This is a genomic window from Nitriliruptor alkaliphilus DSM 45188 (assembly GCF_000969705.1).
GTDB classification, from domain to species: Bacteria; Actinomycetota; Nitriliruptoria; order Nitriliruptorales; family Nitriliruptoraceae; genus Nitriliruptor; species Nitriliruptor alkaliphilus.
In genome coordinates this window covers 1,023,495-1,035,855 of sequence record NZ_KQ033901.1, presented here as the reverse complement: position 1 = coordinate 1,035,855, position 12,361 = coordinate 1,023,495, and the positions used below count along the sequence as shown (strand labels likewise).

Below are 12,361 nucleotides of genomic sequence, written 5' to 3'. Positions count from 1 at the left end.
GGGCCGACGTCTCGGATCACCGTCTCACGTGTCGAGGCAGAACCCCGCACGCGTCTGGGCGTGGTTCCCCGACCCGGCGTGGCTGTTGCGGATCGTGCGGTCCCACGCGTTCAACACCAGGTTGTAGCCGCAGGGACGCATCCCGGTGGTGACCAGGCTCCACGACGTGCCGGGAGGCTGCGCGGTGGTGCCGCTCGACGGGGCGACCGGGTTCACGCCGAACGAATCGGTGGGATCGGGGTCGGGCACGGTCAACGACCAGCGCGACAGGTGCAGGTCGTCCACGTCGAAGACGCCCTCGATCGTGCCGATGTTGGGGAACTTCCCGCAGGTGCCGCCCCCACTCGTGATCGCGAGGTTGACGTCCGGCGGGGTGTTGTCGAGCTGCACGCGGTAGACGGGCGAGAAACCCACACCGAGCACCTGGACCTGGATCTCCCAGACCTCGTCACCGGCCGGCCGGAACCTGCCCAGCAGGTTGGTGAAGTTCTGCGCCTTCGGCAGGTAGCTGACGGTCCCGTCGGCGAGCGGCGTGATGATGGGTCCGAGGGTGCCGTCCTGGTTGGTGACGCGGAAGCCGTCCGTCATCGGCGACCATCCACCGCTGAGCGGGCGCTTCCACACCCGGTACTGGTACCCCGGCAGGCTCGGCCCTCGCACGACGATCCAGCCGCCGAACGGTCGTCCCACGCCAGCCATGACACCGAGGTCGGCGAACACGCCGTTCGCCGTAGTCAGACCCGTCGTCGGGTCGATGCCGCTGGTGGCGGCCGACGTGGTGACGTTGACGCCACCGATCAGGGTGATCCACGTCGCCGGCTCGTCGGTGTCGCCGGTGATCCCCGGCATGACCCGCACGTGCGCGTCGACGCGGTTGCCCCAGACCGGCAGGTCGTCCGGATCGGTGGTCGACGGCGCCACGTTCCAGCTGAGCACCGCGCGGATGCGTGCCACCCGTGGCTCCTCGCACGCACGCCGCAGCGGATCGAGGTCGACCGGCAGCACGGCCGAGTAGCACAGCCCACCATCGGGCAGTTCGGCGAAGTCGTGTGCCGCGACGGAGGCCGTCCCGAGGTAGGTCCACTCGCAGTCGTCGTCCCAGTCGGCCCAGAACGCCACGTACTCCTTCGATCCCGCCTCACAGAGCGGCCCGGAGAAGCCGGACGGCAACTTGACCCGGTAGGTGCCCACCAGGCGTTCGCGCACGTTGTCCAGCGCGACGCACTCGAGCTCCTCGTAGCGGACGTCCCCGGCGGTGTCCTCGACCTCCGACAGGATCCCGCTCAGGTCGAGGTCGAGATCCTTGAACTGCTGGTACGACGCCTTGATCGCTGCAACGTCCATGTTCGGCGCCGAGGCCGCGTCCATCGCGGCGGCGTAGGCGAACCGGCTCGGCGGGACCGCCTGATCCTCGGCGTACCGCTTGGCGAGCAACGCCAATGGCGGTGGTGGTGGCTGCGGGATCGGGATCGGCTGGTCGACGATCGCAATCAGCGGATCGGGAAGCTCCAGCAGATCGATCAGCTTCAGCTTGTCGAACAGGTCGGTGAGCTTGAGCTGTGGCCTCGGCGCGATCTGGATCGTGGACTCCAGAACGGATCCCCAGACCGGAACGTGGCCCGAGACGCCGGCCGGAGGCTCCTGCTCCCAGGACAGGATGGCCCGGACGCGGATGAAGCGTGGCCGCATGCAGATCCACCTGTCCGGCGAGTAGCCGACCGTCAGGGCGTGGGTCAGCGGATGCGTGCTGTCACCTTCACAGTCGTCTCGCGGTGCCAGGTCGGTGACCTGCGCGCCCGCGAGCCCCGCGTCGATCCAGCCGCCGCCCTCGTCCACGAAGAACCGCACGTACTCGCGTGAGCCGGTGGAGCAGGGCCCGCCGCCGTAGCCGGGGCCGCGCTTCTGGGCGAACGTCGCTTCGAGCTCGGCGCGCCTCGGCTCGTAGCCGACACAGGTCAGTTCCTCGTAGGTGTCGTCGGCCTGCTTGGCCAGGACGGCCTTGAAGGGCACGTCCGCGAGCGTGCCGAAGTAGTTCGGGTTGGTGCGTAGAAGCCGTCGGAACTGCCGGCGCTCGCGCGGCACCTCCTCGGATCCATCACGGTTGGGGCGTCGTTCCTTCGCAGCCACGGTGCCTCCCAGTTGGACGTAGGTGTCGCTACATCCACAGGAGCGCTGCGAAGCCGAACCGATACAGAACGTCTCCCACCGTGCGCCGAGCGCTTCGCGGCGCCATCCATCGAGCGGCCAGCGTCCGGTGACGAGCGACCCGTGGCCCGGCCGCGGCCCGCGTACGCTCTCGGGCTCCGCCCGCACACAGGAGCCGACGGAGATGGCGGGACCGGAACGGTGCGCAACGTAGCGATCTCGGCGTCCTGGCCCGAGACGGTCGGCAGGCCGTCCGCGGTGGTCGGGCCGTAGCCTCAGCCGACGGCCCGACAGGAGGCCCGTACGACCAGCTCCGGCGCGATCAACGTGCGGGAGGCGGGAGCTCCGTCGAGCGCCGCGAGCAGCACCTCGATCGAGCGTTCTCCCACCGCGGCGAACGGCTGGCGCACCGTGGTGAGCGGTGGCTCGAAGAACCCGGCCCCTTCCACGTCGTCGAAGCCGACGAGCGAGACGTCGTCGGGGACGCGGACGCCTGACTCGTGGAAGGCGCGCAGCATGCCGAGCGCCATCGGGTCGTTGGCGGCGAAGATCGCCGAGGGCAGCCGTCGCTCGCGGATCAGCGTCCGCGCGATCTCGTAGCCCTGTTCGGGGTCCCAGCCGCCGGCGATGATCGGCGGCGGGTCGAGGCCCGCTGCCAGCATCTCGTCGCGCCAGCCCACGATGCGTGTGCGGGCGTCGAACCAGTCGTTGGGGCCCGCGACGTGGACGATGTCCCGGTGACCGAGGTCGATCAGGTGCCGCGTGGCCATCCGCGCGCCGGCCTGCTGGTCGACGGCGACCACGTGCAGGGACGAGGTGTCCTGGAGCCCCGCGGCGACCATGACCACGGGCAGACGGGACGACAGCTCCACCGCCGCCGGGGCGACCTGGGTCACCGGCGCGACGAACACCACACCCTCGACCCCGAGCTCGTGGAGCGACTCGACGGCGGCTTCCACCGTCGCCAAGCGGGCATCCCGCACCACCGCCACCGTGGTCGCGTAGCCCGCCTGCCGGGCCGCTTCCTCGATGGCCATGGTGGTGTTCGCCGGACCGAACTTGGCCAGGCCCGGGTTGACCACGCCGATCAGGCGGGTCCGCCGCGTGACGAGCGCCCGCGCTGAGGTGTTGGGGCGGTAGCCGAGCTGGGCGATGGCCGCCTCGACACGCTCGCGGGTGGCCGGCCGGACGGCGTCGGGGGTGTTGAGCACCCGGGAGACGGTCTGGTGCGAGACACCGGCTGCCGCCGCGACGTCGACCATCGAGGGCCGCCGTCGCACCTCCGCTCCCCCACCTGAGCGAGCCACCGGACCCCCTCACCTCGCCCGTGCGGCGGAGCGTAGCGGCGGGGCGGACCGGTCGACCGAGCCGGTCGGACGTCACACGACCGAACCGGTCGCAGCTCACACCACCCGGGCGCTACCCCGCCGCGCACCCGCGCGGTCCGGGCGGATCCCGTGCGGGGCCGGCTCACAGGACCCCCGACTCCGCGACCACGTACACGCCGTAGGCGGCCACGGCGAACCCGAGCACCACCCGGAGCCACAGTCGCACGTACCTGCTGCGCGTGACCACCTCCCCGGGTTCGTGCCCGGGGAACGCGCCGGTGCGGTGGTAGCGCATCAGCGCGGCGAGGGTCCCGAACGCCATCGCGGCGCCGATGGCGCCGATGGAGCCGAAGAACAGGAACCCGAAGGAGGTCTCGCTCACGGGAGGGTCTCGATCCGAGAGGCAGGGGCGCCGGGACGCCCGGAGGGTACGGCGGGCGGTGGGGGCCAGGCACGTCGGGCCGCGCCCGCTCGCTTCACGAGGTGATGCCGTCGAGGGCACCGCTGCCCGGCGTCACGAGGCCCACCTCGTAGGCGAAGACCACCGCGTGCACCCGGTCGCGGAGGCCGAGTTTCTGGAGTGCCCGCGAGAGGTGGGTCTTGACGGTCGCTTCACCGAGGTAGAGCGCCGCGGCGACCTCGGTGTTGCTGCGCCCCTGCGCGACGTGGGTCAGGACCTCGCGTTCGCGGTCGGTCAGCACCTCGAGCAGGTCGTCACGGCGCGTCACCAGCCCGTGCGAGGCGAACCGCTCGATGAGCCGCCGCGTCACCGACGGGCCGAGCAGCGCATCACCCGCCGCCACTGTCCGGACCGCGTCGACGAGCTGTTCCGCGGGCGCGTTCTTGAGGACGAACCCGGACGCGCCGGCACGCAGCGCCTCGACGATGAGGTCGTCGTGCTCGAAGGTGGTGAGCACGACCACCTTGGCGTCCACGTCGTGCTGCGTCAGTCGCCGCGTCGCCTCGATGCCGTCGAGGACGGGCATCTGGATGTCCATCAGGACCACGTCGGGACGGACCCGCCGCACGAGGTCGACGCCATCCGCGCCATCGGTGGCCTCACCGACCACGCGCAGATCGTCCTCGGTCTCCAGGATCAGACGGATGCCGGTGCGCAGCATCGCCTGGTCGTCGACGAGCACGACGGCGATCACGACGGCGCTCGAACCACGTCGACCGCGGCGTCGGTCTCGGTTCCGGCGGCATCGATGCGCGCGGGTTCGCCGGCGTCGCCGTCGGGCAGCAGCGGGATGCTGGCGTGCACGCGGTAGCCCCCACGACGGACGCGGTCCGCGGCGAACCGGCCACCGTGGAGCTCGACCCGTTCCCGCATGCCCGTCAGGCCCGTGCCACCGCCGTGCCGCTCCACCAGGGGTGTCCCGCGCCCGTCGTCGACCACCTCGACCTCCACGTCGGTCCCGGCCGCGTGCAGACGGACCCACGCTGACGTGCCGGGCCCCGAGTGCCGGAGCACGTTGGTGAGGGCCTCCTGGACCACCCGGCCGACGGCGAGGTCGATCTCCGTCGGCAGCGGCGGGAGGCCGGCCACCTGACAGGTCACCTCGACCCCGGCGCGCCGCAGCTCCCGGGCCAGACCGTCGAGCCGCGCCTGGACGGTCAGGGCCGGGGCAGCCTGGTCGTCGTCGGACCGCAGCAGTTGGAGCACACGCTGGAGCTCGGTGACCGCGTGACGGGACGAGCCTTCGATCGCCTCCAACGCCGCGCTCGCCCGCTCCGGGTCGCGCGCGAGGACCCGCCGTGCTGCCGCTGCCTGCACCCCCATCACGCTCACGTGGTGGCCGAGGACGTCGTGCAGCTCCCGGGCCAGACGGAGCCGCTCGCTGGTGGCGGCCTGCTCGGCGGTGCGCTGACGCTCGTGCTCGAGCTCCACCGTCCGTGCCGCGAGCTCGCTCGTGCGCGTGGACAGCTCGTGCTCGCGTTCGCCTCGCTGGCGGACCTGGTCACCGAGGATCCACGCGGCTGCGAAGTAGAAGACGTTGAGCGCCACGGCGTAGATCTGCCCGATGAGCATCCGGTACAGGCCGGCATCGATGCCGGTGCCGCGGACGAACGCCCAGAAGAGCGTGCCGAACAGGCCGGCGATCACGACCCCTCGGACCACGTCGCGGGCGACCGCGCGTCCGTGCGACCCGGCCGTGACCACCGCCAGGAACAGCGCGATGTTCGACCCGAAGGTGTCGAGGCCACCGTTGAAGCCGTACACCGAGAAGGTGACCGCGACCACGACCAGCACCGACAGCGGGGCGAGGCGGCGGAAGGCCAGCGTGGCGCACATGACGACACCGCTGGTCCACGTCACGGCGGTCGGCGTCGGCAGCTCGACGATGCCGAGCTCGGGCAGCACCGCGCCGTTGACGATCAGCAGCCCCGTCAGGATCGCGGCCAGCATCGCGTCGAGCGCCAGGCCGCGACCGCTCACGCGCGGGGACGGTGAGGCGTCGGGCGCGACGTCGGTGGTGGTCATGGTCCGAGCCTAGGTGGACCACGTGTAGCGAGGGTCCGCTCCGCGGGTGACATCGCGTCACCTCGTCGGTGGACGCCCGGCCGCGGTCGCGGCGTCAGGGTGGCAGCCCGGTGGGGGACCCTTCCACGCCCACGGCCGCCACGACCCAGGAGCTCCCACGTGTTGCAGGTGTCCGACCTCCGCAAGTCCTACGGCGAGGTGACCGCGCTCGACGGGCTGTCCCTGACGGCCCGGCCGGGGCGGATGCTCGGCTTCCTCGGCCCCAACGGTGCGGGCAAGACCACCGCGATGCGGGCGGTGTTCGGCCTGGTCGCGTTGGAGGGCGGCACCGTCCGGTGGCGGGACGCCGAGGTGACCGGCGACGTGCGTCGCGGGTTCGGCTACATGCCCGAGCAGCGGGGCCTGTACCCGCGGATGGTCGTCGGCCGCCAGCTGCGCTACCTCGCCCAGCTCCACGGGGTGCCGGTCCTCGAGGCAGAGGCCGCCACGACCCGCTGGTTGGACGCCCTCGGGCTCGGCGACCGCGCCGGGTCCAAGCTGGCCGACCTGTCGCACGGCAACCAGCAGCGCGTCCAACTCGCCGCGTCCCTGGTCCACGATCCCGAGCTGCTCGTCCTCGACGAACCGTTCAGCGGCCTCGATCCGATCGGTGTGGAGGACATGAGCGACGTCCTGCGCGACCGTGCCGCCGACGGGGCGACCGTGGTGTTCTCCAGCCACCAGCTCGAGCTGGTCGAGGAGCTGTGCGACGACGTGGTCATCATCACCTCCGGTCGTGAGCGGCTGGCCGGGACCCTCGACGAGGCCCGCGCGGCCGCCAGCTACCGCCGCGTGGAGGTGCGGTTGGCCGGCGGTGCGCCCGTCACCCCGCCGCCGGACGCGCAGCTCGTCGATGCGCGCGACGGGGTCGTCCGCCTGCGCATCCCCGTCGCCACCAGCCTGGACGAGCTCGTCACCTCCCTCGCTCCGCAGGGGACCATCGAGCACCTCACCTTCACCTCGCCACGCCTGACCGAGGTGTTCCGCGACGTGGTCGGCTCGTCCATCGCCGAGCTCGAGGGCGCGGAGGCGACCAGGACCGGCGCGGACGCGGAGGTGGCCTCGTGAGCCCGATGCGGACCGTCGGTCTCGTCTCCCGTCGCGAGATCCGCGAGCGGGGCGGCACCCGCGGCTACCTCATCGGGACGGCGGTGACGCTGCTGCTCATGGTCGCAGCCGTGGTCGTCCCGACGCTGCTGATCGGCGACGGCGTCGACGAACGCGCCCTCGGGGTCGTCGGCAATGCACCGGCCGATCTCGACGCGCAGCTGGCCACGATGCTGTCCGAGGATGTCGAGGTGACGGTCACCGAGCTCGCCGACCGGGACGCCGCGGTCGACGCCCTCGAAGAGGGTGAGGTCGACGCGGCGCTCGTCGAGCAGCGCGAGCTGCTGGCCGACGGCCGTCCCGACGAGCGGCTGCGCGCCGCCCTCGACGCCGCCCTGCAGCTGGAGGCGGTGTCCGCCGGTCTCGAGGACGCCGGCATCAGCGCCGAGCAGGCCGCCGCGGCGCTCACCCCGCCACCGCCCCTCGAGACGGTCGACATCGGCGACCCCGACGGCGACCGCGGCGAGGGCGGGTTCCTGGTCGGCATCGGGATGACCATCCTGCTGTTCCTCGGCATCCAGCTCAACGGCGCAACCGTGCTGTCGGGGGCGCTCGAGGAGAAGTCGAGCCGGGTCGTCGAGGTCCTGGTCAGCGTCGCCCGCCCCTGGCAGCTGCTGGCCGGCAAGCTGCTCGGGATGAGCGCGCTGGCGCTCGGACAGATCGCGTTGCTCGTCGCCGGTGGCCTCGGCGCGAACGCGGTCGTCGGCGCCTTCGAGCTGCCGCCGGCCACCGGGCTGCTGATCGCCACCAGCCTGGTGATGCTGGTCGCAGGGTTCCTGTTCTACGCCTCGCTCTACGCGGTCGCGGGTTCGCTGGCCTCCTCGCTCGAGGACGCCCAGTCCTCGGCGGGCCCGCTCGGGTTCCTGATGACCGGTGCCTACGTCGCGGTTTTCCTGGTCGCGGTGCCCGACCCCGGATCGGTGTGGAGCCAGATCCTGACCTTCGTGCCGCCCACGGCGCCGTTCGTGGTGCCGGCTCGGCTCGGGCTCGGGGAGCTGCCCGCCTGGCAGGCGGTCGTCTCGGTGATCGTCACCGTGCTCGCGTCGTTCGTCACCGTCCGGCTCGCCGGCCGGCTGTACGCGAGCTCGCTGCTGGCCGGCGGCAAGGTCACCTGGCGAAGCGCGTGGCGCGGTGAGCCCATCCGATAGTGGTCTGACCAGTTGACCTGCAGCCACTCGAGCCGTTACGGTCAGTGGGCCGGCGGCCTCTCGTCGCCGGCCCCGACCCCCGCCACGGAGGCGACCGTGACCACCCCGGACCCCGGCGCGACCACCCGCGCGACCGCGACCGAGCGGCGCAGCTCCATCTCGCTCACACAGGCTGCCCGCACCTTCACCACACGACCACAACCGTGGCTGCTGGTGGCCGCCGTGGCGATCGCCGTGACGGCGCGCGGCCTGCACGGTGGCTACGCCTGGTCGGACCTCTACCTGGTGGTCGGCTACCTGGCGGCGTGGCCCCTCGTCGAGTGGGTGGTGCACACCTCGCTGCTGCACTGGAAGCCCCGTGAGGTCGCTGGTCGGACCATCGATCCCCTGGTCGCCCGCAAGCACCGTGAGCACCACGTGGACCCCCAGCAGCTCGACCTCATCTTCATCCCGGTGCCGGCGCTGCTGACCGTGGCCGCCGGCATCGCCGCGCTCGTCTGGGTACTGCCGACCCGGATCGGGCTGACCTTCGCGGTGGTGGCCACCACCGTGGGCCTCGTCTACGAGTGGCTGCACTACCTGGTCCACACCGACTACCGGCCGCGCTCGGCGCCCTACCGTGCGCTGTGGCGCCACCACCGTCTGCACCACTACAAGAACGAGAACTACTGGTTCACCGTCACCACCGCTTCGACCGCCGACCGCGTCCTGCACACCCAGCCCGACCCGAGCGACGTGCCCAACTCACCGACCGCCCGCGACCTGCTCGGTACCGGAGGCCGGTGAGGTGCAACCCGGACACCGCGGCGGTCGTCCCACCCACGACCGACCACGGAGACCGCCGTGCACCGCACCGCACGAGTCCTGGCCACGACCGCCGTGCTCGCCCTGCTCGCCGGGGCGTGCGGCGCACCGGACGATCCGTCCCCGAGTGCGGAGCCCGGGGACGAGGTCGACGGCGGCCTCGACGGGACCGATGATGGCCTCGATGATGGCCTCGACGGTGCCACCGACACCGATGCACCGGCCGACGACGGGGAGGGTTCCGTGACGCTCGAAGGGGCGACCGAGGTCGCCGTCGCCGATCTGGCTGCCACCACCGGCACGGACGAGGCCGACATCGAGGTGGTCAGCGCCGAGGAGGTCACCTGGTCCGACGGCTCGCTCGGGTGCCCTGAGCCGGACGGGATGTACACCCAGGCGCTGGTCCCCGGGTACCGCATCGTGCTCAGCGTCGCGGGCGAGCAGGTCGACTACCACGGGGCGGCAGGCAGCCCACCCTTCCGGTGCGACGATCCCTCGCCGCCGCTCGACGCCGGCACCTGACCGGGACGCTCAGTTCATCGTGGGGTCGTCGGGGAAGGTGGCCAACAGCGCCAGGTCCCCCGGCTGGCGGCGCAGCACCTCGTGCCACAGGCCCACCGGGTCGTCGGTGAAGACGTCGCCCGGTGCGGCGTCCACGACGAACCACGCCCCCTGGACGACCTCGCCCTCCAGCTGCCCCGGGGCCCACCCCGCGTAGCCGGCGAACAGCCGGACGGTCTCGAGCTCGAGCTGTTGGAGCACCGGATCGGCCGACAGGTCCACCAGGCGGACGTGCTCGTCGAGCACGTCGCCGTGCTCGGCCCCGACCCGTGCCGCCGTCCGTCCGAGCGCGACGACGGCGTCCGGCTCGACCGGTCCGCCGCCGAACACCACGGGCGGCTCGCAGACCAGGTCGGTCCACGGGGCCGCCGCGTCACGGGCGGGCACCGAGGACGTGCGGTTGAGCACCACGCCGAGCGCGCCGTCCTCGTCGTGATCGAGCACGAGCACGACCGCGCGGTGGAAGGTCGGATCCTCGAGCATCGGGGTGGCGACCAGCAGGCGACCGGTGCAGTTCTCGATCACGGTCCCCTCCTCGTGCTGCGGATGACGACGGTAGCGAACCCTCGCCGCCCCGCCGAGGGGGACCGGCCGGTGACCGCGTGGTGTCTCACGAAGACCGGCTCGCGGCCACTGGTCTGACCACCTGGTCCCCGGCGAGGCACGTGCTCCCGCTAGGCTCCCGGTCCGTCACCCACCGCCCCCTGGTCCGGAGGCACCGTGGCCCTCACCCCCGTCTCCCGCCGCTCGGTCCCCGACGCGGTGTTCGACCAGCTCGCCTCCGACATCCTCGGTGGCGAGCTCGCGCCCGGGGTGGAGCTGCCCGCAGAGCGTCGCCTGGCCGAGGTGCTCGGGGTGTCACGGCCGGCGGTCCGCGAGGCCCTGCAGCGCCTCGCCCAGGCGGGCCTGGTCGACGTCCGGCAGGGCGACGCCACAACGGTCCGCGACTACCGCCGGTCCGCGGGTCCCGAGCTGCTGCCTCGGCTGCTCGCCGGCGACGGCACCCCCGACCTCGAGGTGGTGCGCCACATCCTCGAGGCGCGGTTCGCGCTGATGCCGGACATCGCCCGCCGGGCAGCGCTGCGGCGTTCCGAGGACGATCTGGCGCGGATGCACGAACTGGTCGGGCGCATGGCCGACGAGGTCGACGACCTGCCCACCCTGCAGCGCACGGCCCACGAGCTGTCGTCCACCATCGTCGACGGCTCGGGCAACGTCGTCTATCGCCTGCTGTTCAACGCCCTCGAGGCGGCCTACCTGCCGGCCATGGACGCGCTCGCCCAGGTGCTGGCCGACGAGCTGACCGACGTGGCCAGCTACCGCGCCCTGGTCGACGCGATCGACGTCCGCAACGCCGCCCTCGCCGCGTCGATCGGACGCCGCCTCATCGGCATCGGCACCCAGGCCGCCCTGGCGGCGATCGACGAGCTCCAGGCCGGCTGACACGAGGGACCGCCGGTGGTTCAGCCGGTGGTGACGGCCGGGACAGGCAGGACCTCGTCGATGGCGGCAGCCAGGGCGTCGGCGAGCAGGTCGATCTCCTCGGCGGTGATCGTCAGCGGCGGCGCCAGGCGGATCGTGGTCGCGTGGGTGTCCTTGGCGAGCACGCCGCGGGTCATCAGCGCCTCGCTGACCGCACGCGCCACCGGCGCCACCAGCTCCACCCCGGCCCACAGGCCGATGCAACGCACCTCGGCGACCTGGCTGCTCGGCAGGGCGCGCAGCCGGGTGGCCAGGCGGTCACCGAGCTCGCGGCCCCGGGCCTGGTACACGCCGGTCTCGAGCAGGCGCACCACCTCGGTGGCGACCGCGGCGGCCAGCGGGTTGCCGCCGAAGGTCGACCCGTGGGAGCCGGGGGTGAACACGTCCATCAGCTCGCGGCGAGCGGCCACGGCGGACACCGGGACCACGCCCCCGCCGAGGGCCTTGCCGAGGACGAACACGTCGGGGACCACGTCCTCGAGGTCGCAGGCGAAGGTCGTGCCGGTGCGCCCGAGGCCCGACTGGATCTCGTCGGCGATCATCAGCACACCGCGCTCGTGGGTGATGCGCCGCACCTCGCGCAGGTACCCCTCGGGCGGCACGATGATGCCGGCCTCGCCCTGGATGGGCTCGAGGAGGACCGCCACGGTGGTGTCGTCGATGGCGGCCTCGAGGGCAGCGGCGTCACCGAAGGGGATGCGCACGAACCCCGGCGCGAACGGGCCGAAGTCCTCGTGGGCGACCGGGTCGTCGGAGAAGCCCACGATGGTCGTGGTCCGGCCGTGGAAGTTGCTGTCCATGACGACGATGGTCGCCTGGCCCGCCGCCACGCCCTTGACGCGGTAGCCCCAGCGACGGGCGAGCTTGATGGCGGTCTCGACCGCCTCGGCGCCGGTGTTCATCGGCAGCACCACGTCCATGCCGGTCAGGCGCGCGACGGCCGCGGTGAAATCCGCGAACCGGTCGTGACGGAACGCCCGCGAGGTGAGGGTCACACGGTCGAGCTGCGCATGCGCCGCGGCGATCAGGTCGGGGTGGCGGTGCCCGAAGTTGAGCGCGGAGTACCCGGCGAGGCAGTCGAGGTAGCGACGACCCTCGGTATCGGTCACCCAGGTGCCCTCGGCCTCGGCGATGACCACCGGCAGCGGGTGGTAGTTGTTCGCGCTGTGCGGCTCGAGGTGGGTCACGGGGCCTCCGGCGTCGGCGGGCGTCTCGTGCAGGGCGTGGTCGTGCAGGAGCGGGCCACCGCGGTGGCCCGGAGA

The 12,361-nt window shown here is 72.5% G+C and carries 12 protein-coding genes; 5 read left to right on the top strand and 7 right to left on the bottom strand.

From position 1 onward, the window contains the following. Window positions 1-24 precede the first annotated feature (24 nt). The 5 genes from NITAL_RS04875 to NITAL_RS04855 all read right to left on the bottom strand — a co-directional run bounded on the left by NITAL_RS04875 (window position 25) and on the right by NITAL_RS04855 (window position 5,958). Window positions 25-2,127 (bottom strand): hypothetical protein, encoded by a 2,103-nt coding sequence (locus NITAL_RS04875; protein ID WP_052665028.1) that lies wholly within the window; start codon window positions 2,125-2,127, stop codon window positions 25-27. 293 nt (window positions 2,128-2,420) lie between these two features. After that, window positions 2,421-3,425, bottom strand: a complete 1,005-nt coding sequence (locus NITAL_RS04870) for a LacI family DNA-binding transcriptional regulator (RefSeq protein ID WP_211262204.1) — start codon at window positions 3,423-3,425, stop codon at window positions 2,421-2,423. Between the two features lie 190 nt (window positions 3,426-3,615). Continuing rightward, a complete protein-coding gene (locus NITAL_RS04865) occupies window positions 3,616-3,855 on the bottom strand; it encodes a hypothetical protein (protein ID WP_052665027.1) in 240 nt (79 codons plus the stop codon). A 94-nt stretch (window positions 3,856-3,949) separates the two neighbouring features. Beyond that, on the bottom strand, window positions 3,950-4,627 hold the full coding sequence (locus NITAL_RS04860; RefSeq protein WP_083441231.1) for a response regulator: 678 nt from the start codon (window positions 4,625-4,627) through the stop codon (window positions 3,950-3,952). Next, window positions 4,624-5,958 (bottom strand): sensor histidine kinase, encoded by a 1,335-nt coding sequence (locus NITAL_RS04855; protein ID WP_052665026.1) that lies wholly within the window; start codon window positions 5,956-5,958, stop codon window positions 4,624-4,626. Before NITAL_RS04855 ends, NITAL_RS04860 begins: the two co-directional genes overlap by 4 nt. A 159-nt stretch (window positions 5,959-6,117) precedes the next feature. Here NITAL_RS04855 and NITAL_RS04850 point away from each other — a divergent pair, with 159 nt between their 5' ends. From NITAL_RS04850 to NITAL_RS04835, 4 genes are all read left to right on the top strand, one after another. After that, a complete protein-coding gene (locus tag NITAL_RS04850) occupies window positions 6,118-7,065 on the top strand; it encodes an ABC transporter ATP-binding protein (RefSeq protein ID WP_052665025.1) in 948 nt (315 codons plus the stop codon). A 5-nt stretch (window positions 7,066-7,070) separates the two neighbouring features. Continuing rightward, window positions 7,071-8,252 carry an ABC transporter permease gene (locus NITAL_RS04845; protein ID WP_245617716.1) on the top strand — a complete coding sequence of 394 codons (1,182 nt, stop codon included), beginning with the start codon at window positions 7,071-7,073 and terminating at the stop codon, window positions 8,250-8,252. 96 nt (window positions 8,253-8,348) lie between these two features. Beyond that, entirely contained in the window at window positions 8,349-9,038 is a 690-nt protein-coding gene (locus NITAL_RS04840) for a sterol desaturase family protein (protein WP_052665023.1), read from the top strand. 57 nt (window positions 9,039-9,095) lie between these two features. Continuing rightward, window positions 9,096-9,578 carry a hypothetical protein gene (locus tag NITAL_RS04835; RefSeq protein WP_052665022.1) on the top strand — a complete coding sequence of 161 codons (483 nt, stop codon included), beginning with the start codon at window positions 9,096-9,098 and terminating at the stop codon, window positions 9,576-9,578. A 9-nt stretch (window positions 9,579-9,587) separates the two neighbouring features. Here the strand turns inward: NITAL_RS04835 and NITAL_RS04830 are convergent, their stop codons facing one another. Continuing rightward, on the bottom strand, window positions 9,588-10,142 hold the full coding sequence (locus tag NITAL_RS04830; protein WP_211262203.1) for a YqgE/AlgH family protein: 555 nt from the start codon (window positions 10,140-10,142) through the stop codon (window positions 9,588-9,590). A gap of 195 nt (window positions 10,143-10,337) precedes the next feature. Between NITAL_RS04830 and NITAL_RS04825 the strand changes: the two genes are divergently transcribed. After that, a complete protein-coding gene (locus NITAL_RS04825) occupies window positions 10,338-11,060 on the top strand; it encodes a FadR/GntR family transcriptional regulator (RefSeq protein ID WP_052665021.1) in 723 nt (240 codons plus the stop codon). A gap of 20 nt (window positions 11,061-11,080) precedes the next feature. Here the strand turns inward: NITAL_RS04825 and rocD are convergent, their stop codons facing one another. Then, the gene (rocD, locus tag NITAL_RS04820) at window positions 11,081-12,319 is read right to left on the bottom strand and encodes an ornithine--oxo-acid transaminase (RefSeq protein ID WP_052665020.1); all 1,239 of its coding nucleotides are present in this window, start codon (window positions 12,317-12,319) and stop codon (window positions 11,081-11,083) included. Window positions 12,320-12,361: the final 42 nt, after the last annotated feature.

Excerpts from the sequence above, each read along its gene's own strand:
- NITAL_RS04845 (WP_245617716.1), top strand. The coding sequence starts at position 7,071 with ATGCGGACCGTCGGTCTCGTCTCCCGTCGCGAGATCCGCGAGCGGGGC.
- NITAL_RS04855 (WP_052665026.1), bottom strand. The coding sequence starts at position 5,958 with ATGACCACCACCGACGTCGCGCCCGACGCCTCACCGTCCCCGCGCGTG.